At 38.0% G+C, this 25,345-nt stretch carries 21 protein-coding genes and 1 tRNA gene; 9 read left to right on the top strand and 13 right to left on the bottom strand.

Annotated features, from left to right (window positions below; translation table 11 throughout):
* Positions 1 to 17: 17 nt before the first annotated feature.
* Positions 18 to 485: a hypothetical protein gene (locus QZT73_RS10690; protein WP_291778816.1), complete on the bottom strand. Its 468-nt coding sequence runs from the start codon at positions 483 to 485 to the stop codon at positions 18 to 20.
* A 270-nt stretch (positions 486 to 755) separates the two neighbouring features.
* Here QZT73_RS10690 and QZT73_RS10695 point away from each other — a divergent pair, with 270 nt between their 5' ends.
* The 4 genes from QZT73_RS10695 (at position 756) to QZT73_RS10710 (ending at position 6,209) form a co-directional block, all read left to right on the top strand.
* Positions 756 to 1,607, top strand: a complete 852-nt coding sequence (locus QZT73_RS10695; RefSeq protein WP_291788090.1) for a UDP-2,3-diacylglucosamine diphosphatase — start codon at positions 756 to 758, stop codon at positions 1,605 to 1,607.
* Positions 1,604 to 2,743 carry a glycosyltransferase family protein gene (locus QZT73_RS10700; protein WP_291788092.1) on the top strand — a complete coding sequence of 380 codons (1,140 nt, stop codon included), beginning with the start codon at positions 1,604 to 1,606 and terminating at the stop codon, positions 2,741 to 2,743. Before QZT73_RS10695 ends, QZT73_RS10700 begins: the two co-directional genes overlap by 4 nt.
* A gap of 219 nt (positions 2,744 to 2,962) precedes the next feature.
* The gene (locus tag QZT73_RS10705; RefSeq protein WP_291788094.1) at positions 2,963 to 5,635 is read left to right on the top strand and encodes a glucosidase; all 2,673 of its coding nucleotides are present in this window, start codon (positions 2,963 to 2,965) and stop codon (positions 5,633 to 5,635) included.
* A complete protein-coding gene (locus tag QZT73_RS10710; protein WP_291779366.1) occupies positions 5,610 to 6,209 on the top strand; it encodes a ribonuclease HII in 600 nt (199 codons plus the stop codon). Before QZT73_RS10705 ends, QZT73_RS10710 begins: the two co-directional genes overlap by 26 nt.
* Positions 6,210 to 6,231: 22 nt before the next feature.
* Here QZT73_RS10710 and QZT73_RS10715 read toward each other — a convergent pair whose 3' ends face one another.
* The 6 genes from QZT73_RS10715 to lepA all read right to left on the bottom strand — a co-directional run bounded on the left by QZT73_RS10715 (position 6,232) and on the right by lepA (position 14,319).
* Positions 6,232 to 9,051, bottom strand: coding sequence for a carboxypeptidase-like regulatory domain-containing protein (locus QZT73_RS10715; protein WP_291788096.1), 2,820 nt, complete (start codon positions 9,049 to 9,051; stop codon positions 6,232 to 6,234).
* A 144-nt stretch (positions 9,052 to 9,195) separates the two neighbouring features.
* Entirely contained in the window at positions 9,196 to 9,696 is a 501-nt protein-coding gene (locus QZT73_RS10720) for a DsrE family protein (protein ID WP_291782847.1), read from the bottom strand.
* 105 nt (positions 9,697 to 9,801) lie between these two features.
* Positions 9,802 to 11,145: a hypothetical protein gene (locus tag QZT73_RS10725; protein WP_291788098.1), complete on the bottom strand. Its 1,344-nt coding sequence runs from the start codon at positions 11,143 to 11,145 to the stop codon at positions 9,802 to 9,804.
* Between the two features lie 140 nt (positions 11,146 to 11,285).
* Positions 11,286 to 11,368, bottom strand: a tRNA-Leu gene (locus tag QZT73_RS10730).
* Between the two features lie 95 nt (positions 11,369 to 11,463).
* The gene (locus tag QZT73_RS10735) at positions 11,464 to 12,351 is read right to left on the bottom strand and encodes a tetrahydrofolate dehydrogenase/cyclohydrolase catalytic domain-containing protein (protein ID WP_291782852.1); all 888 of its coding nucleotides are present in this window, start codon (positions 12,349 to 12,351) and stop codon (positions 11,464 to 11,466) included.
* Positions 12,352 to 12,525: 174 nt separating this feature from the next.
* A complete protein-coding gene (gene lepA, locus QZT73_RS10740; RefSeq protein WP_291788099.1) occupies positions 12,526 to 14,319 on the bottom strand; it encodes a translation elongation factor 4 in 1,794 nt (597 codons plus the stop codon).
* A gap of 234 nt (positions 14,320 to 14,553) precedes the next feature.
* On the opposite strand from lepA, the gene QZT73_RS10745 reads away from it, so the two are divergent.
* Positions 14,554 to 15,099: a DUF4924 family protein gene (locus QZT73_RS10745; protein WP_291788101.1), complete on the top strand. Its 546-nt coding sequence runs from the start codon at positions 14,554 to 14,556 to the stop codon at positions 15,097 to 15,099.
* A gap of 299 nt (positions 15,100 to 15,398) precedes the next feature.
* On the opposite strand, the gene QZT73_RS10750 is transcribed toward QZT73_RS10745, so the two are convergent.
* Entirely contained in the window at positions 15,399 to 17,327 is a 1,929-nt protein-coding gene (locus QZT73_RS10750) for an AAA domain-containing protein (protein ID WP_291782858.1), read from the bottom strand.
* A gap of 66 nt (positions 17,328 to 17,393) precedes the next feature.
* Here QZT73_RS10750 and QZT73_RS10755 point away from each other — a divergent pair, with 66 nt between their 5' ends.
* On the top strand, positions 17,394 to 17,999 hold the full coding sequence (locus QZT73_RS10755) for an ACP phosphodiesterase (RefSeq protein WP_291782860.1): 606 nt from the start codon (positions 17,394 to 17,396) through the stop codon (positions 17,997 to 17,999).
* Complete coding sequence (locus QZT73_RS10760; RefSeq protein ID WP_291782863.1) at positions 17,996 to 18,481, top strand: hypothetical protein; 486 nt, start codon at positions 17,996 to 17,998, stop codon at positions 18,479 to 18,481. The genes QZT73_RS10755 and QZT73_RS10760 overlap by 4 nt, the downstream gene beginning before the upstream one ends.
* Here the strand turns inward: QZT73_RS10760 and QZT73_RS10765 are convergent.
* Positions 18,453 to 19,499, bottom strand: coding sequence for a porin (locus tag QZT73_RS10765; protein WP_291788103.1), 1,047 nt, complete (start codon positions 19,497 to 19,499; stop codon positions 18,453 to 18,455). The two genes, QZT73_RS10760 and QZT73_RS10765, sit on opposite strands and share 29 nt — an antisense overlap.
* A 43-nt stretch (positions 19,500 to 19,542) precedes the next feature.
* Positions 19,543 to 20,082 carry an inorganic diphosphatase gene (locus QZT73_RS10770; protein WP_291782868.1) on the bottom strand — a complete coding sequence of 180 codons (540 nt, stop codon included), beginning with the start codon at positions 20,080 to 20,082 and terminating at the stop codon, positions 19,543 to 19,545.
* A gap of 286 nt (positions 20,083 to 20,368) precedes the next feature.
* Here QZT73_RS10770 and QZT73_RS10775 point away from each other — a divergent pair, with 286 nt between their 5' ends.
* Positions 20,369 to 20,842, top strand: a complete 474-nt coding sequence (locus tag QZT73_RS10775) for a response regulator (protein ID WP_291782871.1) — start codon at positions 20,369 to 20,371, stop codon at positions 20,840 to 20,842.
* Between the two features lie 2 nt (positions 20,843 to 20,844).
* Here QZT73_RS10775 and QZT73_RS10780 read toward each other — a convergent pair whose 3' ends face one another.
* Genes QZT73_RS10780 through QZT73_RS10790 form a run of 3 tightly spaced genes read right to left on the bottom strand, consistent with a single transcriptional unit; the run spans position 20,845 to position 24,045 of the window.
* Positions 20,845 to 22,056, bottom strand: coding sequence for an alanine dehydrogenase (locus QZT73_RS10780; RefSeq protein ID WP_291788105.1), 1,212 nt, complete (start codon positions 22,054 to 22,056; stop codon positions 20,845 to 20,847).
* Positions 22,037 to 22,480: a tRNA (adenosine(37)-N6)-threonylcarbamoyltransferase complex ATPase subunit type 1 TsaE gene (tsaE, locus tag QZT73_RS10785; RefSeq protein ID WP_291782874.1), complete on the bottom strand. Its 444-nt coding sequence runs from the start codon at positions 22,478 to 22,480 to the stop codon at positions 22,037 to 22,039. The genes QZT73_RS10780 and tsaE overlap by 20 nt, the downstream gene beginning before the upstream one ends.
* A gap of 5 nt (positions 22,481 to 22,485) precedes the next feature.
* On the bottom strand, positions 22,486 to 24,045 hold the full coding sequence (locus QZT73_RS10790) for a bifunctional response regulator/alkaline phosphatase family protein (protein WP_291782876.1): 1,560 nt from the start codon (positions 24,043 to 24,045) through the stop codon (positions 22,486 to 22,488).
* A 51-nt stretch (positions 24,046 to 24,096) separates the two neighbouring features.
* Between QZT73_RS10790 and QZT73_RS10795 the strand changes: the two genes are divergently transcribed.
* On the top strand, positions 24,097 to 25,335 hold the full coding sequence (locus QZT73_RS10795; protein WP_291782878.1) for an HD domain-containing protein: 1,239 nt from the start codon (positions 24,097 to 24,099) through the stop codon (positions 25,333 to 25,335).
* Positions 25,336 to 25,345: the final 10 nt, after the last annotated feature.

Consider the following 25,345-nt stretch of genomic DNA (forward strand, 5'->3'; position numbering starts at 1 on the left):
GCTAAAAAAAATGCTGTTTATTTTGATTTTGAATATACATACCCAAGACCATCGCATGCGGACCAAGAAGTATTAACAAGCTTATTGGATTTGGTGATAAAAAGATATTCTGTATTAGCCTCTCCACAGTTAGCTGCCATCTCAGGATTGGTATCAAAAACAAGCTTGACCTCATAAATAATTTCGTCATTACCATGTTCCATTGGAGAAAAAGTATACACACCCAAAGCCTGAACAGGAACTTGAAGCTTCTCTCCTATTCCTTTTGGTCTATTTGAGAATTTAATAAAGCTTCCATCATGGTTAAAAATATATTTCTCGTTAAAATCAATCACTTTACCATCATAATCAGGCACAGGCCAAGAAGGAACTATCTGAATCAGGTTCCAATAACCGGCAACACTGAACTCAGGTTCTTTATCATCCTGATTACAGGAAGTAAATGCGATGAAAACCAGAAAAAGAAAAGGAATTATACTCCTCATAAGTTATTAAGTTCTGATATTGTAAACTCCTAAAACCACTTAGGGTTTTACCTTACAACGGAAATGTACAACATTCTGTTAGAATACCATAAAATCAACCCTCAATCTTAGCATAGCTTTGATTTTTTTCATTTAAAACGGGTAATTTAATAATCCGTTAACAATAGTTTCACAATCAAAGCTTTAATAATCCAAAACTTAGCCAAAGGATAATACGGTATTCATCATAGGTTGACATAGCCGATTTACATTGCTTCAAAACTGAAAGCATTGAAAACTAATTTCAAAACTATCGTGATCTCAGATGTTCATCTTGGAACAAAAGGGTCAAAAGCCAAAGAGGTTTCAAGATTTCTTAAGCAATATAGCTGCGAAAATCTTATCCTCAATGGAGACATTATAGACGGTTGGCAATTGAAAAAGTCTGGCGCGTGGAAAAGAAAACACACCAGGTTTTTTAATAGAATTCTGAAAATGATCGAACAAGAAAACACCAAAGTGTTTTATTTACGTGGCAATCATGACGATTTTTTAGACCAGGTACTTCCTCTTCAGATAGGGAATCTCTCTATTCAAAATGATATGGTTTATGAAAGTCAAGGCAAAAAGTATTTCATCACCCACGGAGATGTCTTTGACAGTGTTACTTCCAATTTTAGATGGATAGCTTACTTGGGAGATATGGGTTATACTTTTTTGCTGTGGCTCAATCGACAGGTCAATTACCACAGGCGTAAAAGGGGGCTACCATATTTTTCATTGTCCCAATATGTAAAATCGAAGGTAAAATCTGCTGTCTCTTACATTGATCAATATGAAGAAGAGCTGGCAAAAATGGCCAGAGCAAAAAACTGCGATGGTATAATTTGCGGGCACATTCACAAAGCAGAAAATCGGGTAATCGATGGCGTTGCATATATGAATTCAGGAGACTGGGTAGAGAGCATGAGTGCTTTGGCTGAGGACTTTGATGGCAATTGGCAATTGATTTATTATAATGAGATTGTATTCAAAAAGGAATTTGATCAAAAAGTCATCAGCCTTCCGGAAGACGCTTTAAAGACTGTTGCTATCCAAAAACTTCCGGATGACGGATTTAACAAAAACATTTTTTTCAGATGAGATTCCTTTTTATTGTGCAGGGAGAAGGAAGAGGGCATATGACCCAGGCCATTTCCTTATTAGAATACCTTAAAAGCGATGGCCATGAGCTTACAGCGGTTGCCTTGGGCTCAAGCAAGAGAAGAGAAATTCCTGATTTTGTACAAAATGCTTTCGATTGTCCATTACATACTTTCGAAAGTCCCAATTTTATTACTGACAAAAAAGGAAAAACTATCCGTTTGTCAAGAACTATTATCCATAATTTTCTTAGAGCCAATACCTTCTACAATAGTCTGATAGAAATAAATACACTGGTTAAAGTATACCGTCCGGATATCATATTGAACTTTTATGATGTTTTAGGTGGTCTTTATAATTTATTATTCAGACCTAAATGCAGGTTTTGGGTTATCGGTCACCAGTACCTTATAGGGCATCAGGATTTCCCTTTTGCAAAAAGTAAGGGTATTCAAAAGTTACTTTTTATACTCAATACAAAAATCACTGCTTTTGGAGCGGACAAAGAGTTGGCTCTTTCTTTTCGACCAATGGAACCTCCTCTCCGAAAAAGTCTCTTCGTACTTCCACCATTGTTAAGGAAAGAGCTCAAAGAATTATGCTCAAAAAAAGGAGATTATTACCTTTCTTATGTGGTCAACTCCGGATATGGTGAGGAAATAATAGCCACTGCAACAAAAAATCCAGAAATAAATATTGTGGCATTTTGGGACAAAAAAGAAGCATGTAATCCTTATCAGCCTCTTCCCAATCTTATTTTTCATAAAATAAACAACCGCCTTTTCCTGGAAAAAATGGCAAGTTGTAAGGGATTGGTATGTAGCGCCGGGTTTGAATCCATCTGTGAGGCAATGTTTTTAGGTAAACCTGTAATGGTCATTCCAGTAAAAGGGCAATACGAACAATCCTGCAATGCTTTGGATGCAGAAATTTCAGGGGCAGGAATTCATCATCATGAATTTGATTTTTCCATCTTTGACGAATACTTACTTAAGAAAAAACTCCCTGTACATGACCCTCAAGCATGGGCAAACAGCTTTTATGCTACTTTTCAAAATCTATTGCATGCCGAAAATCAGGCCGTAAACACCTTCCCATTGCCTTCAATCAAAGAAAACCGAATGATATCATCCTGATTTCATTTTCAATTTAAACTTATCCCTATTCATTTTGGTTTAATACACGAATTAATACCGTTTAGGTATTTTTGCCAAATCCCAAACAGATAAAAGAGCTTAGAAATTGTTTGTTTGAATTGGATTACTTGGTAAAATTTTTGAGTAATAAAAATAATCTACATCGGAGATTATTTAAAAACCAGTAAATTCGAGGCTGTTTAATTGGATACAAGGTTCATGAATATAGAAAGACAAAGGCTTAAAGAAGATAGGGAATGGAAAAAGCATTGGAAAAAGTGGGGTCCTTATCTTACAGAAAGACAGTGGGGAACTGTTAGAGAAGATTACAGCCCAAATGGAGCAGCTTGGGACAATGTGACTCATGATGAAGCTAAAAGTAAAGCCTATCGCTGGGGAGAAGAAGGAATTGGGGGAATTTCTGACTATAAGCAAAAACTTTGTGTGGCCTGGGCCTTTTGGAATGGAAAGGACCCCATAATAAAAGAAAGGCTATTTGGATTGACTGGCCCTCAGGGAAACCATGGAGAGGATGTCAAGGAATTGTATTACTACCTGGACTCTACGCCAAGTCACAGTTATATGAAAATGCTGTACAAATACCCTCAAAATGCATTTCCATACAAGCAACTCGTTGAAGAAAACAGAATAAGAACCAAGAATGATCCTGAATTTGAAATTCTGAATACAGGACTTTTTGACAACGATGCTTATTTTGATATTTTCATTGAATATGCAAAAGAGGACATTGAAGATATTACTGCAATAGCTACCATCCACAACAGGGGTAAAGAGGATGCGGAAATCTGGGTAATGCCCACGATATGGTTTCGAAAGAACTGGTTTACAGGGCATGAGCCATTTATGCCAAAACTATCCAAAATAAATGAGCAAAGCATCAAGGCATATAGCCCCAAGAGTGGGAATTATTTTTTCTCATTCGATGGGGAACCAGAGTTAAAATTTTGTGATAATGAAACCAACAGAGAAAAGCTATATCACATTCCAAATGAAAAGAAATACCTGAAAGATGCGATCAACGATTATGTAGTGCATAACTTCTCCCAGCATCTTAATCCTGACAATTATGGTACAAAAGCAGCTGCTATCTATAAATTCCGAATACCTGCTGGTTCTAGCAGCGTGGTAAAGTTTAGAATGACCCATCAGGAAATTAAGGAAAGTGTGCTTTCCTGCGATGAGATTCTGAAAGTCAGAAAGAAAGAGGCGGATGAATTTTACGCAGAAATTCAGGATAGGGTGAAAGATAAAGATATGCGCAACATCCAAAGGCAGGCCTTTGCAGGTATGATGTGGAGTAAGCAGTTTTATTATTACAATGTAGAACGTTGGTTGGAAGGAGATCCTGGAAGATACACCCCTCCAAAGGAGCGAAAAAAAGGGAGAAACCATAATTGGAGGCATTTACACAATTACGACATCATCTCTATGCCGGATAAATGGGAATATCCGTGGTATGCTGCATGGGATCTGGCATTCCATTGTATTCCAATTGCAAGAATAGACCCTGATTTCGCCAAAAGCCAGCTGGTTCTTTTGCTCAATGATTGGTATATGCATCCAAATGGCCAGATTCCCGCTTATGAATGGAATTTCAGCGATGTGAATCCACCCGTTCATGCCTATGCAGTACAACGGGTTTACCAAATTGATAAAAAAATGAACGGGGGAAAAGGAGATCAGGAATTTTTGGAACGATGCTTCCATAAATTAATGATCAATTTTACCTGGTGGGTCAATCAAAAAGACAGCGATGGAAAGAATATTTTTGAAGGTGGCTTTCTTGGACTCGATAACATATCAGTAATAGACAGAAGTCATGCCCACCATTACAGTGGAAAGCTCGAACAAGCAGATGCTACTTCTTGGATGGCCATGTTTTCCTTGAATATGCTCAGAATTTCACTTGATCTTTGTGAATTCAACAACAGTTACCAATACACTGCTGGGAAATTTTTGGAACATTTTCTTTACATAGCTGGTGCAATGAGCAATATTTCAGGGGAGAACATCAGTTTGTGGAACGATGAGGAAAGTTTCTTTTTTGACATTATACATCTCCCTAGAAAAGAACCACAGGTAATGAAGGTTAAATCTATTGTTGGGATCATCCCACTTTTTGCTGTTGAATCTATAAGGGTGGATATGTTTGATAGTCTACCTGATTTTAAAAAGAGAATGGAATTTTTTCTAAAAGAAAAGCCCAAATTGGCTGCTTTGGTTTCAAGCTGGATTCAACCTGGATATGAAAAAAGAAGGTTATTTTCCCTTTTGAGAGGCCATAGGATGAAAAGTATTTTGAATAAAATGTTAGATCCTGATGAATTTCTCAGTGAATTTGGGATAAGGTCCCTTTCCAAGGTCCACGAAAAAAATCCTTACAGTTTAAAAATCAATGGAGATATAATGACTGTAAAATATACCCCAGGCGAATCAGACTCTTTGATGTTTGGAGGGAATTCCAATTGGAGAGGTCCTATTTGGTTCCCAATTAACCATTTAATAATTGAATCACTTCGTAAATTTGATTATTATTACGGAGGAGAATTTCCCATAGAATATCCCACTGGCTCAGGAAATCATCTCACCATTGACTTGATTGCCAAAGAGCTGTCTTTAAGGTGTATCAAAATATTTTTGAAAGATGAAAATGGATACAGACCTGTTTATGGAAAGCATAAAAAATTACAGGAAGATCCATACTTCAAGGATTACATCTTATTTTATGAATACTTCAATGGAGATAATGGCAGCGGTTTAGGTGCTTCTCACCAGACAGGTTGGACAGGATTGGTAGCTGAGATGATCCATAAATACCACAAACCTCAAAAAGACAATCAGGAAAATGCTGAAGCCATTTTTAGAATCTGATAGAATAGAAGCAGGATGCGATGAAGTAGGTAGAGGCTGTCTATGTGGTCCAGTGGTAGCTGCTGCTGTTATTTTGCCTGCTGATTATGCAAATGAATTCATCAATGATTCCAAAAAAATAAGCAAATCCAATAGAACCTTTCTTGTAGACGAAATCAAGGAATCCGCTATTTCATGGGCCATAGCGGAGGCGAGTGTAGAAGAAATTGACCAAATAAACATCCTCTATGCTTCCTTCTTGGCCATGACTCGTGCAGTTAAGAATTTGAATATCAAACCCGATCATTTGCTTGTTGACGGCAACCGATTCAAAAGTAATATCGACATTCCATACTCATGCATTGTAAAAGGAGATGGGAAATTTGCCAGTATTGCGGCAGCTTCTATCCTTGCTAAAGTATATAGGGATGAGCTGATGGAAAAAATGGCTATGCAATACCCCGGATATGGTTGGGAAAAAAATGCCGGTTACCCAACCAAATTACATAGAGAAGGAATAATTAAGTTGGGACTAACCCCTATCCATCGGAAATCTTTCAAACAGTTTCCCGAGCAGCTCAATATGGATTTTTAAATTTATTTTTTGCCAAAACTTATTATAGTTCTCTCTTCGCAGCTGGACTATCCAAATCAACGTAAAAAATTTTTGAAATCGGATCATTGTCATTGGAAAGGCCTTCAATTTTGATTAGAAGTCGCTTAGTCTGACTGGACATTTCAAAAGAAATGGGAATGCTCGTCTTGTCTTTATCCCACTCCAGTTTTGGATTCCAATACACTGCTGACTGACGGAAAATTACACCATCCTGTTTTTCAAAATCTGGAAATCCAGGGACCTTAGTAAATCCTCTGATTTTAAATTTTTCAAATTGGGTATCATCAAAAACCTGGCTTCCATTCATTCTTCTGGAACCTTTTTTAGTCTCTATAAGTATTGCACCAGCATAACCCTGCAAACCAAAGACAGGTGCAGAAAATGTGTACACTTTAATTGATTCAACTTCAGAAGCAATGAAAGTAGACAAATAATTCATCACTGACTCGGTTTCCGTTTCGAAAAACCTTGAGCCATCAACTATCAGAAGTGGCGAGCCAGCTTCTGTACCCCAATTATATAGACCCATACCTCCACCAGGCATATACATGGAAATAATTCTATCTAAGGTTAAATCTGACCATCGTTCCAACTGCTCTGGCCCAATAATCCTATCAGGATCCCCATAGCCATAATTATCAGATGCTGCATCTCCAATGACAGCACTTGAAACTGTGAACTCATCCAACTCAAAAAATTCACCTTCCAATAAATCTGCGTAGCTCATTTTTGAATGAGAGAATGGGTTAGCAATTTTTTGGTAGCGGAGCCTGGGATAAAAATGCTTCACCACTGGTAACAGTGAAGGAGCCAAATGAACTTTGCCAAACCTCTTTCTCCTAGAATTTAGGGCTGCTATTGAAACTGTTGCAGAATCCGTAAATGAAAGGCCTGTAGCCCAAAAATAACCGTTGCTATCAGACTCCACAATTCCATAGTCTTCCAACTCTCCCTTTACAATGGTCAAAGGGACTGAAAGAGGTCTCTTAGGACGGTCTATAAAATACCCTTTTACAGAAATCCCATATTCTATTGGGTACTTTGGAGTTTCATATGATAACCCAGTTTCTGATTCTAATAACCATTCCATGGCATTGGAAATTGAAGGTAGTAAGCCTATAGCTGGATTTAAGTCCACATCCAAAACGGAAACATTGAAAATCCCTCCTTTAATATCTGGGTACGGTTCGGAAAGATTAATTTTCAGTTCGGCTTTTGTATTCCATTGGCTTGGCTTAAAATCCCATTCAATATGCACATCAATGTCACCTTCCGGATCCACCCACTCCTCTAAGGTCTCAGATAAAGCCAATTGATCTGGGGAAAGAATAGGAACAGGAAAAAAAGAAAAACCATCCTCTCCGTAGTTTCTTGACCAATTGGTGTAGGCCCTGAGCACAAAATCTCCAGGAGACAACGTTTCTGGTATTTCAAAAACCCCAGAAACATGTCCATTTACTATTTCGAACTTTTCTGACTTAAGCAATTCAAAATCCTTTCCATACAGGTCAACATATAATACCCTACTCAACGTATCTGCATTCATTGGGTTTTGGTAAAGCATGTGACCTGAAAACCAAAGAACTTCTCCAGGCTCATAAAATGATTTATTGAGGCTCAAATGAGGGCGTTCTCTCAAAGAATTCCATTTTAATTTCTCCACTAAAGTAGAATCAAATACAGCGGTCAACTCTCTGAACTCTTCGGAAGGCTCGAAATCATAAGGTAAAAACCTGGCCATCCGTTCCCGCCCTACAAATCCCGACCTCACTAATTGACTGGGATCAAGTAAAACACCAGATTCATCCACAATAAAAAATCCTCTTGGAGCTTCTAACCAAAAAATACTGTTGTTGATATATTCATAATAATCACTTAGCCAAGGGATTTTTAGATTATGTACTTCTACTTTGTATGGCAACTCCACCCTGATCCTATTCTCAGACAATTCACAAATGTAAAGTGAATCCCTTCCAATTCTAATGATAGACCTTCCTAATTCCTGACCAAAATTATTAGTTCTTTCACTGGCTGATATACGAGGGTTAACCTTGTACATTTCAAATTCCAGGGTATCAATTTTATTCTGTATCAACGATTGGATGAAATACCTCAGAGAGCCCCGAAAGGTGGAATTTCTCTCTCTTTCTATATCACTTTCACCATCCATCTCTTCAAATTTAACCAATCCGCTATAATGAACACCTCTTCTCCACTCTATAAAATGCTGTAAATGGTATTCAATTTGGTAACCCAAAGCATTGTTCTCAATTAGTATTGGTTCTTGGGCATTGGCCATAAAATATCTCCGCCCACCTTCTTTAAGCTGCTCAAAATTTAGCACCCAAGGATTTAAAATTTTGTTCTTTTGGAGGAAGGGGTCATCAGGAAGTGCTAAAAATGCTTTCTCAAATCTTTTTAAATTTCTTTCCCACTTTTTATCTCTTCTTGCTTTTAACACGACCTCATCCAATTGATCAATTTTTGGAATCAACTCAAAATCAACATTGATATGAGTACTATTTATAATATCTATTCTTGTGGATTTTGTATAATACCCGATAAATGAAGCTGCCAATTCAAAGTTCTGAAGAGTCGGAACTGAAATCTTATAATTACCATGGATATCAGAAGTAGCACCTAGTGTTGTATTGCTAATAAATACATTGGCAAATGGTAAAGGCTTGCGTGTGTTGGCATCAAATACCCTACCTGCAATAGTCTGAGCGATTAAATTACTATGAAAACCAAAAAAAAAGATATTGTAAATTAAAAATAGGATGAAAATATTTAAACGATAAAAGATTAAAATTCTTTTCATTTTCATGCTTGAGAATACGAAATTTTTAAAAAATAAGTTACAAAACCTAAGAATTTTCTTACCTTATAAAAACTGCTGAAAGTAAGAGCTTAATAATAATTCTTTTTATCAAAACAACTCTATCCCAACACATAAATCCAAGCACTAAAAACGTAAGAGCATGTATCCATCCGGTACATATTTGGTCAATACCGTGAGCATAGAAAGCGCGATTTGAGTCCCATACCATACGTCTGTGGTTTTCATATCCCTTGCTATGAGAGATTGCCCACAAACATAAAATTCAACGCCTGCTTTCTTTAAAGCCTCATATATGGGCAAATTTGGATTGTTTACGCCATAAAGTTTTTGATAGAAGTCATTATTTAAAAGACTAAAAACTGCTCCTCCATGGACTGCTACTTTTATGTGTAAGTTTTCTTTTTTGACACCCCCAAGCCCATGGAGATTCATCATTCGGGCAATATTATCTACCATACGGTTGATCTGAGTAGGGTCTTCTGATCCCGATACCAAATCAATGATGATCTTAAATTCTTTATTTGCGTCGGGATTTTCAGTGGATTCCGGGATTTCAAAAATCCCTCCAAAATCTTTGACTATAGGGAATTTTGCTTCTTGTGCAATTACACTTTGTAAATGCAAACAAATTAATAAATTGAACAATAGTAAATGTTTCAAGCTGTAGACAGGTTAAATTAACGGTTGATTAAATGGCTTCTAAAACCTTCAAGGTTATTGAATACCCAATCATACTTCAATTTTCCTGATAATGAATTCGGATTGGTTGATTCTCCCTTCTCTAGGTTTTGTCAAACCAAAAAATACAAATTTATTCTCATACCAGTGCAAAAATTTTGGGTATGGCAAATAATTCAAAATCGATGGATCGGTTAAAAAGCTTTGAACCTGATTGAATTGTAAACCTTCTCCTTTTTTGATTGAGTAAATTTTTTTTCCAGGGGGATTCAGCCGGTTTTGATTTCCTCCAAACATAAAGTAAACGGTAGAATCCTGATTGGTTAGCTGCAATTCGGAAGGATTAATTCTATTATGATAGAATAGCTTCACTGATTTGTCGAATTCTTTCACTCCATCTTGATTAATAGAAATAATATGTGCAAACTTTTTAACTGTTCGAAGTGGCTCAGAAACAATGGTAATGAATTCTCCATCAGTTGCAGCATCCACCATTACCATTTCTTTGTTAAAATTTGTTCTTTTAGGCTTTTTGGATCTATTATTATTCCCAAGGTAATCATAGAACCCTTCCAGTTCTTTATAGGGGTAAAGTTGTAAATCCTGTTCCAACAAATCATTGATGCTCAATTGGAAATATCCAGAAAACCACTCTCCATACCTGTTACTGTAAATGCCAACAATTTTCTGTTCCTGAAAAGGTCCATGTATTAACTGCGCAGTACTTACAAAAAAATTCTTGTTTTGAGGGAATTTCAGCGGAATGTTGAATAATCTGTTTCCTTCTTGGTCAAAAGATAAAATTTGCAACAATTGTTTTCGCTTTTTGTCTCCTGTAAATAACAAAAGGTCGACTTGATCTTCTATAATTTTTATATCCCAAACTCTGGTATTTGGCATAAAGAAGTCAGTTATGGTGATCAGGTAATTTTGGTCAAAATGATAAATCTCCATTACGTCCCCCTCTTCTAAAACACCTATCATTAAAACCGCTGAAGAAAAAGCTTTAAAGACAGTGGGAAAAGCGAAATTTGACTGAACCGTATGGGCTCTGTAGTCAGCAGTTTCAAGATCAATGACTAATAAAGTTTTTAAATAATTTTTGAACACACCATAGGCTAATAAAACAAACGCTTTATCTCCCTGAACATCTACTTCTATCTTTTCTATGCTAGGAGATAACTTCACCGACTGAAAAGCAATATTTTCAAGCGTCTCATTTTTTATTTGAATCTCTATCTCTCCATTACTCTGATTGACCTTATATACAAACAATTTCTTTTCAGCCGGCACAACACCATAAACAATAGGAGCGGAACTCGGTAAAATACCTCTGTCAAGTTGAGCATAAGTTTTTGGATATATAGCAAAAAAAAGAAGTAGGGTTAAACTCAAAGAAAAAAAATAAGGGCCATATTTCTTTTTCCCACTCACAATTAAAGATTACGTACAATTAGAAATATGGTTTTAATTAATAAAGAGGAAAACTAGAAACATTAAATAAAAAAGCCTCAGATGATGCATCCAAGGCTTTGTGCGCACGAGAAGACTCGAACTTCCATGCCCATAGGGCACCACCCCCTCAAGATGGCGTGTCTACCAATTTCACCACGTGCGCTTTTAAGGTCTGCAAAAGTAGGAAGGATTGCCATTCACTGCAACTCTTATCCTTTATTTTTAATTTGAAATAGTCCTTCGCCCTCTTCAAATGGATTATTTAGAATATATTTTCCCTTCCGCTGCCAGTAGCGTATTGTGAAGCAGAGAAGCTATGGTCATGGGCCCCACCCCACCTGGTACAGGCGTAATAGCAGATGCTTTAGTGGCTACTTCTTCAAACTTAACATCCCCAATCAACCTAAACCCTGATTTCTTACTAACATCCTCCACCCTATGAATCCCTACATCAATCACTACCGCGCCTTCTTTGACCATGTCTGCTGTCACAAATCCAGGCTTACCCAATGCGACAATTAAAATATCAGCAGATTGGGCAATTTCCGGCAAATTCTTGGTTCTGCTGTGCGTCAATGTCACTGTACAATTGCCGGGATATTCATTTCTTGCCATCAAAATACTCATTGGAGAACCTACAATATGGCTTCTTCCAATCACCACGCAATGCTTCCCTGCAGTTTCTATAGCGTATCTTTTTAGTAATTCCACAATTCCATAAGGAGTAGCTGCCACATAAGCAGGCCAACCCAAAGTCATCCTTCCTACATTGGCGGGAGTGAAACCATCTACATCCTTTTCCGGTTTGATTTTGTTGGTTACTTTTTCAACAGAAATATGGTTGGGTAGAGGAAGCTGTACAATCAAGCCATCAATTGCCGGGTTTTGGTTGATATCCTGCACTACCTTAAGCAATTCACCTTCGGTAACCGTTTCCTCAAGCCTGACCAATGTGGATTCAAAACCAACCTGTTCACAGGCTTTTACTTTGGCACCTACATAGGTCTGACTGGCACCATCATTTCCTACTAGTACGGCAGCCAAATGAGGGATTTTCCCACCTTTGGCTTTGATTTCACTTACCTGGGCAGCAATTTCAGATTTGATTTGTTCCGAGGTTTTTCTTCCGTCTATAATTGTTGGCATAATGGAAAAATGATTTTTAGAGGTTGGTTAATTGTTATTAGTTAACTGTTAAATGATAAGTATTAAGTTGAACGGATGATAATTCTGCTTTATCGCTTCTCAAAATAACAAATTTCCAAAGCATCCGAAATTCAGTCTCATTTCTGGCCTCTCACTTCTATTGTCTAGCTTCTCTTAATCCAACTTCAAAACCGCCATAAACGCCTCTTGAGGAACCTCCACGTTCCCCACCTGTCTCATTCTCTTCTTGCCCTTCTTCTGCTTTTCCAAGAGTTTACGTTTACGCGAAATATCACCACCATAGCATTTGGCCAATACGTTTTTACGGAGAGCTTTTACAGTTTCTCTTGCAATGATCTTGGTTCCTATCGCAGCCTGAATAGCAATTTCAAACATTTGTCTAGGTACCAGTTCTTTGAGTTTCTCACAGAGGCGCTTACCCCATTCATATGCCTTATCTCTATGTACTATAGCAGAAAGTGCATCTACAATTTCTCCATTGAGCATCACATCCAATCTGACCAAATGTGATTGTCTAAAGCCTATCAATTCATAATCAAGGGATGCATAACCTCTGGAGATTGTTTTTAGTTTATCGAAGAAATCAAATACAATCTCCGCCAAAGGCATATCAAAGGTAAGTTCTACCCTTTCAGAAGTTAAATAAACCTGGTTTTTGATTTGTCCGCGCTTATCCATACAAAGCTGGATAACCGGCCCCACATATTCAGAAGCAGTAATGATTGTTGCTTTTACAAAAGGCTCTTCTATGTGCTTAAATTTATTAGGATCAGGCATGTCCGACGGGGCATTGATTAGACTTATCTGGTCATTGGTCATGAGTGCTCGGAACTGAACAGAAGGAACGGTAGTAATAACGGTCATGTCAAATTCCCGCTCCAATCGCTCCTGAATAATCTCCATGTGAAGCATCCCCAAAAAACCACAACGAAATCCAAAACCTAGAGCAGCGGAGGTTTCCGGTTCCCATACCAGCGAAGCATCATTCAATTGAAGCTTCTCCATAGATGCTCGCAATTCCTCAAATTCAGTAGTATCTACAGGATAAATCCCTGCAAAAACCATAGGTTTTACGTTTTCAAAACCCTGTATGGCTGCAGAACAAGGTTTCTTCACATGGGTAATGGTATCTCCTACCTTAATTTCTTTAGCCACCTTGATACCGGAAATAAGGTAACCTACATTTCCTGCTGACATGGTCTGTTGAGGAATCTGATTGAATCCTAAAATACCGATTTCATCAGCCTCATACTCCTTACCTGTATTGACAAATTTAATTTTGTCTCCTTTATTGATGGTGCCGTTGAAAATCCTGAAAATAACCTCAACTCCTCTAAATGGATTGTATACAGAATCAAAAATCATGGCTTGCAGAGGTGCGTCTGGATCCCCTTTTGGTGCAGGAATTTTTTCGACCACAGCATTTAGAATATCCTCTATCCCTAGCCCCTCTTTTCCTGAAGCAAGGATAATATCCTCTCTGTCACATCCGATTAAGTCGATGACTTCATCGGCTACAACTTCAGGATCTGCACCAGGGAGGTCAATTTTATTTAAGACGGGTATTATCTCCAAGTCATGCCCTATTGCCAAATACAAATTGGATATGGTCTGGGCCTCAATCCCTTGGGAAGCATCCACAATCAATAGCGCTCCTTCGCAGGCTGCAATGGAGCGGGATACCTCATAAGAAAAATCCACGTGTCCAGGAGTATCTATCAGATTGAGGGTATATTCCTCACCCTTGTAATTGTACTTCATCTGGATAGCGTGAGATTTGATGGTAATACCTCTCTCCCTTTCCAGGTCCATATTATCGAGCAATTGATCTTGCATCTCTCTATCTGTTACCGTATTGGTAAACTGTAGGAGACGGTCCGCTAGCGTACTCTTCCCATGGTCAATATGGGCTATGATACAGAAATTTCTAGTTCTTTGCATATTCATTCTGGGCGCAAAAATAGATAAATTTATGGGGATTATTGATATAACATTCAAGTATCCCTAGAATTTTCAGGATTACTTTATATCAAAAACCCACTGTAGTACTTTAAATGATTTGTAGCATCACAATGTTTTGATAAGAGCCAACTTCTTAGGTTCTAAAAGGATTAATCTTCTCCAATATTTTTACTGTTTTTGGACCTTTCTTGTTTTCTTTGTTTCCAAAATTGTAGTTCTATGAAAACGGTAGCAGATAAAAAAAAGGGACAAAATATTGGCGAGTACATCATCTATATGTACCAGATGGAAGACTTGTTAAGGGCTTATCAGTTTGAAATGGAAGAAGTCAAACGATATGTGATTTCCCATTACCCGATTTCTGAAGAAGAAAAAGCAGAAACTACAGCATGGTTTGCAGAAATTGCCAAAGCCCTCAAAAACGAAGGTAAGGAAGAAAAAGGAAGGCTTAACAGCACCCAAGTCTATGTCACTGAATTAGCAAAAATCCATTGGGAATTGCTCAAAACAGACAAAAACTATTTTGAGCATTACCGAAAAGCAAAACCTCATATCCTTCAATTGGTCATTGAAGCAGGCGATAAAGCTCCTTCCAACGAGGTACAGGTTTGTCTCAATGCCATTTATGGTTTGCTTTTGGCCAAACTAAAAGGGCGTGATGTCCCCAAAGATATGGAAAACGCAACCGAGGCTTTTGGTAATGTCCTCAGCTACCTGAATTGGGCCTATTTTCATAAAAACGAGAAAAAAATCAGAGAAAATTGATAATTAGGTAGGGTCTGCTGAAAAAGGCTCAAGTGCAATAGATTCTAGGCGTCAAAGCGAAGACGTATTGTTATACTTCGAGCTGAAGCCAACAAAGAAGACATTGTGCCTGAGGTTAAGCTATAAATTATCAAATTATGACAATTTGATGCAAGCTTTCCAACATATCTTGCTTAAAAACCTTCCACTTTGATTTCTAAAAACCATCCTCTAAATATTGATTTAAAGTGTCTTAGCTGTTTTTAGCAAACCCTAGTTAAATGCATCCCAATCCCGTTATAAAACTTACGACAGGTCAATCAAACCAAATATTCATACACACTTTTATAACAGTCATTTTCATCCACATAATCCAAGAAAGCATTGTAAAAAGAGTGGTGGCTAAGTGTAGCACTATCTCCAACGACCACCAATTTTCTTTTGGCCCGTGTCAGGGCTACATTCATCCTCCTGGTATCTGCCAGAAAGCCAATTTCTCCTTTCGCATTTGACCTCACCAAGGAAATCAGGATAATATCCCGTTCTTGGCCCTGAAAACCATCAATGGAATCTATTGTCAAAAGTTCTGAGAAAGACCGGAGGTTGGGAAAGGCATAGCTTTCAAAAAGCAGTTCATTGAATTTCCTCACCTGTGCCCTGTATGGCGCTATGAGTCCAATTGTCCATCCCTTTTCCTTGATTTTGGCTATTCCTGTACGCTTCAGCAATTCCTCCAAGTATTGTAGTGCAAACCTGGCTTCTTCCTGATTATAAGTGCTGAGAGACTCTTCTTCAACAGCTTCCACAAACCCACTGCCCGCAGTATCGATAAATTCCAAAACAGGTTCCTCCTCAGAAATAAAATGATTTTGTGTATTTTCTGATGCCCTTAATTCATTTTTGTAAAAGAATTTATTTGAAAATCCCATAATCAAATCTGGCATTCTATACTGCAGCTGAAGCATTTTAGAAGCCTGCGGCTGTCTTTTGATCACCTTTTCAAACAAGGTTTCGCTTAAACCGGCTTTGGCTGCCTCAAAAGATTTAATGGTGGGCGGTAACTGACAATGATCTCCTGCCATCACCACTTTTTGTGCCTTTTGAATGGGAATCCAGGTGGCTGCTTCCAATCCCTGTGCAGCTTCATCTATAAAAACTACAGGAAACTTCATTCCCTTCAAAGCGGTATTTGCTGCTCCTACCAGGGTAGCTGCAAATACTTGGGTTTGCTGAAATACATCAAAAACAATATATTCCTCCAAGTGTACCGCTTCATCTTTCAACCTATTTGCCTCATCAAAAAGTCTCTTTCTCTGCATCCTTTCCTCCGGACCAAAGCTTCTTTTGTATTTCTGTCCCAATTTTCGATATTCATCAGCCTTTTTCTTGAGTTTTTTTAAATCCTTATAGCTATCATGGAGGGCAATTTTTGCATCAAGGGTTTGGGTTAAAATATGGTCTTCCACCCTAGCTGGATGTCCGATTCTTATGGATCTCATTCCTTTTTCCATGATTTTTTCTACTAGCAAATCTACCGCAGCATTGCTGGGTGCGCACACCAACACCTGTTTGTGATGTTCAAGGCTTTTTTTTATTGCCTCCACTAGGGTAGTTGTTTTTCCTGTCCCTGGCGGGCCATGAATCACGGCCACGTCTATAGCACTGGCCACCAGTTCTAAAGCAGCCTGTTGACTTGAATTAAGGTCTGTGTGATCCAATGCAACAACACTTTCAAAACTCCCCTCTCTTTGTCCCAATAAAGTATTTTTAAGCTCCCCAAGTCTACTATTTTCCGCTTTAATGACTGATTTTAAAGCAGATTCCATCTCCCTGTAACTGGCTTCGTCAAATAAGAGGTCTATTCCTACCTTACCTTTATGCAACCAGTCAGGCAATTCTTCCATCTGCAAAGTCACTGTCATCACATCTTTTTTGACCTGATTGATCACTCCATTGATCCTGAATTCCGGAGAAATATGTTGCTCTAAATTAGAAAAAATAGAAACAGACTTACCGGATTGAAAGATATGACTCTGATTGGTGTCCATTCTTTCCATGTCCACTATCCATCGCTCTCCATATCCCAACCTGAATTTCTTTAGTTGTACGGGATACCAACAGATGCCTTCCTCCTTTTTATCTCCTATAGAAGTGTATAAAAACTTTTTTTTGAACTGTTGAAGATCCTCTTCCCACTCCTGCCTCAAAAGTTTCAAAGATTTTTTTAATTCCTCGGTGATATTTGGCATCTTTAGTTAAATTTATCGCAAAATTAAGATATAAACCATCCCATTTAATCACTGTTTATATAAAACGTGAATTATCTAGCGCATGCATATTTGTCCTTTGGTGAACCAAAGGTTTTAGTTGGAAATTTTATCGGAGATTTCGTTAGGGGATCGATAGAAAAATCCTATGAAAAGGAAATTGTGGTCGGTATAAAACTCCACTGGTCTATTGATAAGTATACGGACAATCACCCTATAGTAAAAGAAGCGCAGGAAATCCTAAAGCCTGAGTACGGCCGGTACTCTACCGTAATTACGGACATGTATTTTGATTATTTCCTTGCCAAATACTGGAACAATTACCATCCTGTTTCTTTGGATGACTTCGTACAAGATGTTTATGAGACGATTGATAGTTTCAGAAATGTAGTTCCGGAGAAATTTATGAAAACATTTGCCTACATGCGCTATTGGGACTGGCTGGGTGGATATGGAGAATTGGACGGAATAAGACAGGCAATGACAGGGATGGCAAAAAGAACCAAGTTTCAATCTAACTTGGATACTGCCCACATCTTCTTAGATGAACATCATGAATTTTTGAGATTGCATTTCGGTGATTTTTTTGAAGACTTGGTCAGCCATGCTAAACACAAGCTTTATGAACTAAAATCAGACCTCAATCCGGCATGATACAATGTAAACCCAAAGTCAATACTTACTTTGCACTTACTTTGGTGCTTATTGTCCTGATAAGTGGTCTGGTGTATATACTTAACCATTTTGCAGTACAAAGAACATTTGGGCTGGTCTTTTACCTAATTGCAGCAGTAATTCTCACCTTTGTCATCATTATGCTGCTGGTAAAAATGATGGCTGCGTACAAATTTATATCTGCTGGAAAGGAAAGGATCATCACCCGTTTACCTCTTAAAGGGATCACAAAGTCATACAAATTGGATGAGGTAATGGTCTGGGAAGAAGAAAAAATAATTTCCAACAAAAGAGAGTTCAGGCAACTTACCATTGCCTTCAATGATCAGCAATCTTTCACCATAAGCAATCATGAACACATCAATTATGATGATTTTTCTCAATATTTACAGAAAAAGGTGCCAGGGAAAAACGTAAAATCATTAAAAAAAGCTAAAAGCTCAGGGAAAAAGAAGCAGTAACTGCCGTATTGCCTTTACTAAACCTCCCCCCCGGAAGTGAAAAAACGCCTTCAGAACTTATAAATTGACGCACTTCCAATCTAAATAATGCGGACGGATTATAATGATAATCCAGATTACAAGATAATCCTGAAACTTTAAGTCCTTCATTCAAGATAATTCCTTTTGGATCGGAATAATATTCTGCTCTAGCTGCCACATAAACCTTTTCATCAATTGCCCTTCTAAGGGATGCTGTGAGGCCATACCATTGATTGATTCCCCCAAGGTATGCTTGTTGAATTCCATAATCCGTGCCTAGGGTTAGTCCCCAATAGCCTACTTCAGACTGCAAATAAAAATTGTTAAAAAAACGCCAAAGTTTAACAGGGTCAATCCCCTCGTTTCCCAAATAATTGGCATAGTTGATTTCCAGTCCTGGAATGGGCCTGTGCGTTACTCCAAAACCCAATCCAAGCCCTCTGTTCCTTTCTACTCTTTGAACATTTTGCCAACCGTTGGAAGCCCAGAGAGTAAGGTCTATATTCTCTTTAACTGCATAACTTAGTCTAGCTCCAGTTAAAAAATAGGGGGAATTTTCAGCCAGCAAACTTCGGCTGAGGTGCCAGCATTCCGCTCCTATCCAAGTTTCAAAACCAATATGAGATGGCATAACGCCTATATCAAGCCACAATTTCTCATGCAACCTTACCCCAAGGGAAGCCTCGTTGATGAACTGTGCCCAAGTGGGTTCATTGGCCATATTGAATTGCGCATAGGTGCCTGCCATAAGAGCCAGATTAGCACGGATGCCATCTGACTGATAAGCCATTTTCACCATTGCCAAATTGATGCTGAACTCGTTGTGTCTGGAAAAATTATATAGAAAATCAGGCCTATTTTGATCATCAGGCTGGTTAAAATCATACGAATAATAAGTCTCTAAATAAGCTGAAAAGTTAAAATTGTCTTTATTCAAGTCCTGTCCTATTGCAGGAATAATCAAAAGTGAAAACAGAAAGCTCAGCAATGGTTTCATAGGAATAAAAAAATGCCTAGATCTTAATCCAGGCATTACAAAATCAAATACGTGTTCTGAAGTTTTTATCGTAAAGTTCTATGCTCTCTTTGATGATACCGAACGCCTCCTCTTTTCCCAGGAAATCCTCTACTTTGACCTCTTTATTTTCAAGCTTTTTATAGTCTTCAAAAAAGCGGTGCACTTCCTTCATCAGGTGGGGAGGAAGTTCATCTATATCGTTGATATAATTGACTGATTGATCATCCGCTGCAACTGCTATAATTTTATCATCCGCTTCACCTCCATCGACCATTCGCATTACTCCAATAACTTTGGCTTTCACCAAGGTCATGGAAGGAATATCAATTTGAGATATAATCAAAATGTCCAATGGATCCTTATCATCACAAAATGTCTGGGGAATAAACCCATAATTGGCAGGATAATGGACAGCCGAAAATAATACCCTATCCAGTAGCAACATACCGGTTTTTTTATCCAACTCGTATTTCCCCTTGCTTCCCTTTGGGATTTCAATTACGCCAGTAACGAACTCTGGCGCTTCTTTTCCTATTTGCACATCGTGCCACGGATTAATCATAATGAAAAACTATTAAGTTTAATTGGAATGCAAATTACGGCCAATTTGGTCTTTTAACAAAGGGAGAATTTACTTTTGTACCGACCAAATGACCTATTTTAGCCATATCGGCTTGAATGACCTTATTTGAAGCTAGTATTTTAAACAAAATACCTTTTTGGCAACAACTTTGTTGCAAATTAATATCGGGTCCAAAAATTTTTGAAATTTGCCCCATTAATAGAATATTTTCAATCTTTTAATTCAAATTATTATTAGCTTACAATATAAACCCAACGCAATTAAGATGTCTAAGGCCAATATGGAGAAAATTAGGGTACTTTACGTAGATGATGAGAAGATCAATTTACAGGCATTTAGAACCACCTTTAAAAAAGATTACGAAATACTGCTGGCATCCTCTGCTAAAGAAGCCCGGCAATTACTTTTGAAAAATAAAGTTGATATCATCATTACGGATCAAAGAATGCCCCAAGAAACCGGCATCGAATTTTTTTTATCGATAAAAGACGCCTACCCCGAACCTATCCGGTTATTACTAACAGCCTACTCTGACAATCAAACAGTGCAAGATGCAGTGGGAAATGGACTGGTTTACCACTATTTGACCAAACCTTGGGAGGAGAAATATTTCAATAATATTATACGCAATGCATATGAAGCGTATGTTCTCAGAAAGCAAGTAAAAGACTTACAAAAGGAATTGTTGATGGTCAGGCAGGATTTGGAACTGTCCTACCGACAAAACCAAATTACTTAAGCTTAATACCTAGCTGCTAATAGTAGCTGAAGTTCTTTATGGCTCATGGTAAATTTCCTTGCAAGATAGGCGTTTGTAAGGCTACCTCTGTAGGTGTAAACACCTTTCATAAACCATTTGTAGTTAAAAATCATTTCTTCGGCACCCCTAAGATCCGCCATTTGTAGTAAAATAGGCGTAAATATATTGCTCAAACCTGCAGAAGCAGTTCGGGCAACCCTTGATGCAATATTTGGCACACAATAGTGGATTACACCGTGCTTGACATATGTAGGGTGTTCATGGGAAGTCATTACCGCAGTCTCTATACAACCTCCCTGATCAATACTTACATCTATAATGATACTCCCCTCCATCATTCCAGAAACCATCTCCTCACTGACCACAATTTTGTTTCTCCCTTTTTCAGCGCGAAGGGCTCCTATGACCACATCGGCCTCTTTGAGTGCTTTGCCTAAAGTATAGTTATCAATAGTAGAGGTGTATACCTGTTGTCCAAGGAGCTGCTTGATCCTGCGTAACTTATAAATTTGATTGTCAAAAACTTTTATACTGGCACCAAGGCCCAAAGCCGTCCTTGCAGCATATTCTGCCACAGTCCCTGCACCTACAATTACAACCTCTGTAGGAGGAACTCCTGTTACACCCCCCAAAATCAAACCCTTACCATCATTCACACTACTGAGGTATTCGGCAGCAATCAACATTACTGTACTGCCCGCAATTTCACTCATAGCCCTAACTACTGGCATCCCACCAACTTTATCCTCCAAATTTTCAAAAGCAACTGCCGTTATTCTTTTCCTGTTCAAGGCATGGATATAATCTGCATGTTGCTTCCCTAGCTGAAGCGCTGAAATCAGACAGGCACCGGGGCGCATATTTTCGATTTCTTCTATGGTAGGGGGCTCTACTTTCAAGATTACTTCTGCATCAAAGGCTTCCTTTGCAGAATACACCATTTTTGCACCTGCATCAGAATACTCTTTGTCCGTAAATTTTGCATCTTTTCCAGCCAGGGTTTCTACAATTACCTCTTGCCCATTATTCACCAAAAGCCCAACTGCTTCTGGGGTAAGTACAACCCTTTTTTCCTGGGCAGCCGTTTCCCTGGGAATACCAATTACCAAAGCATTTTTAGAACTTTTGATTTTAGCTGGCGCCTCTTTTGTATAAACTATATTCTCTGTTAAATCAACCATTGATTTCCCCATTAACGACCCTATTTAAACTGATAATCCTTACGTCACTTTCATCAACTTCCATATTAATTAAGATAAAATCAAGCGGAATGTAGTCGGGAATTTTCTCAGCCCACTCCAACCAGCAAATACGTCCACTGTAGAAATATTCATCTACACCGATTTCTAGAACTTCCTCAGGCTTTTCAATCCTGTAGAAATCGAAATGATAAAATATTTCACCCCGCTTGTTCCTGTATTCATTTACTATGGAAAAGGTAGGAGACGATACCATATCCTCAATTCCAAATCTTTTGGAAATGGCTTTGATCAAGGTGGTTTTACCTGCCCCCATTTGGCCTTTAAACACCCAAACCTTTTCATCACCACAAAACTGAATGATTTTTTCAGCTGCCCCTGCAAGCTGGTTTAGATTTTCACAACGGATTACTTTCAATCTGCTTAAATATTCTTTGGAACAAGATGAATAAGTGGAATAATAATTTCCTCCAAGGATACTCCTCCATGCTGAAAAGTATCTTTGTAGTAATTTACATAATAATTGTAATTGTTTGGATATGCAAAGAAATAATCTTCCACTGCAAAAACATAACTTGTTGATACATTAAATTTTGGAAGCTTTGCGTCTTCAGGCTTTAATATTTCGAAAACTTTTCCACTTTCAAAGTTCAGATTTTTCCCTTGTTTGTACCTTAGGTTTGTTGTGATGGTTTTATCACCGACAATTTTATAAGGTTTATGAACCCGCTTTGTCCCGTGATCTGTGGTTACGATTACCTCCGCTCCCACATCATTGATTTTTTTGAACAGTTCAAATAAGGAGGAGTGCTCAAACCAACTTTTTGTCAATGACCTATAGGCAGATTCATTGGGTGCGAGCTCCCTGATCATTTTCATGTCAGTTCGCGCATGGGACATCATATCCACAAAATTATACACCAATACATTCAGATCATTGTTCAGAAGATTATGTACCTGATCCAAAACTGCTTTTCCCTGATAAGCCTGTAAAATTTTATGATAGCTAAATTTAATATTCAACCTGTTACGGTGAAGGTTTTCGGCTAAAAACTCCTCCTCTTTATTATTTTTCCCTTCATCTGTATCCTCCCCTTCCCACAGATCGGGATGAAATCTGGCCATTTCAGAAGGCATAAGCCCACTAAAGAGTGCATTTCTGGAATAAGCGGTAGTGGTAGGCAGGATGCTGTAATAAGTCCCTTCTTCTTTGACATTGAAATAATTGGTAATTAAAGGCTTTAAAACTTCCCATTGGTCAAGCCGAAGATTATCTATTACCACAAAAAACAAAGGTTTCCCTGATTTTAGCAAAGGGAAAACCTTTTCTTTCATCAGTTTATTAGATAAAATGGGCATCTCTGACCTGGAATCATTGATCCAGTCCAAATAATTGGTTTTAATAAATTTTGCAAAAGTGGAATTGGCTTCGGTCTTTTGAGTCTCCAACACCTCTTGCATACTTTTATTTTCTGTTTTGTCTATTTCTAATTCCCAATAAGTAAGCCGCTTATAAATATCAGTCCATTCCTGATGAGTAGAGGCCTCATCGCAGGCCATACTTATATTCATAAAATCCTGTCTATAGGACAGATTTGTTCTTTCAGATATCAGCTGTTTATTCTGTAGGATTTTTTTTACCGAAAGCAATATCTGGTTAGGATTGATGGGTTTGATCAGGTAATCGGCAATTTGACCACCTATGGCATCATCCATGATGTGCTCTTCTTCACTTTTGGTGATCATCACCACTGGAATCTGAGGCTTTATCATTTTAATCTGCTGAAGGGTTTCCAAACCAGTCATACCTGGCATCATTTCATCTAGGAAAATTACATCAAAATTTTGCTCTTCAACCATATCAATGGCATCTACTCCGCTGTTAACAGTCAGAATATCATATCCTTTTTGTTGGAGGAAAAGAATATGAGGCTTCAATAAATCTATTTCATCGTCCGCCCAAAGGATTTTGGAATTTTGCATGTGATACGGTTTATTTCTTTTAAAATTATAATTACTTTTGAAACCAATCAAATGTCTGAGACATTGAAAAGCCACAAAATATTGAATGATCCTGTTTACGGATTTATTACCATACCCAGCGAGCTGATTTTTTCGATAATTGACCATCCCTTCTTTCAAAGGTTACGTCGTATCAAGCAACTTGGTTTAACTGACTTTGTCTATCCCGGTGCTTTGCATACACGTTTCCATCATGCCATAGGCGCTATGCACCTCATGAGTATCACTTTGGACAATTTACGAAATAAAGGGAATGAAATCTCAGATGAGGAATATGAAGCTGCCTTGATTGCCATTTTACTTCATGACGTAGGCCACGGGCCATTTTCCCACGCTTTGGAATTTAGCCTGCTACAAAATATTCCCCATGAATCAGTTTCATTATTGGTAATTCAAGCCATGAACAAAGAATTTTGTGGAAGCTTGAATCTTGCTCTTAAAATTTTTGAAAACCAATATGAAAGAAAATTTTTTCACCAATTGGTAGCCAGTCAATTGGATATAGACCGCCTGGATTATCTTCAAAGAGACTGTTTTTTTACAGGAGTTTCTGAAGGAACCATTGGAGCAGACCGAATCATTAAAATGATGAACATCAAAAACGACCAATTGGTCGTTGAAGAGAAGGGGTTGTACAGCATTGAAAATTTTCTTAGCGCGAGGAGGTTGATGTATTGGCAGGTTTATCTGCATAAAACTACCGTTTCTGCAGAAAAAATGCTCATCAACCTCATCATTAGGGCCAAAGAGATTCAACAAAGCAGAGGAAAAGTGAAAGCTTCTGAAGATCTGCTTCATTTTCTGGAAAATGATTTCAGATTGAAAGACTTCGAAGAATCCCCGGATTTATTAAAGGCTTTTCTAGGTTTGGATGATTTCGACATATGGGGAGGGATCAAACACTGGAAAAACGAACCTGATTACATCCTGCGAAATATTTCCAATATGTTTCTTACCAGGAAGCTCTATAAGATTTCTTTGAGAAACGAAGCATTCGAAGCCGAAGAATTGGAATCTTTGAAAAACAAAACCCTGAAAAAACTAGGAATACCTGAACAGGACTTGCATTATTTCTTTACTCATGGTTCAATTAGCAATCATGCCTATTTGAATAAAGAACGCATCCATATTCTAACCAAAAAGGGGAAAATAATTGACGTGGCTCAGGCTGCCGATCTACCTAACATTAAAGCCATGAGCAAAATTGTAAAAAAGCATTACGTATGTCAAGCTAAAAGTTTAATTTTATAGCCAAATTGTA

The organism is Cecembia sp. (genome assembly GCF_007126775.1).
Classification (GTDB): Bacteria; Bacteroidota; Bacteroidia; order Cytophagales; family Cyclobacteriaceae; genus Cecembia.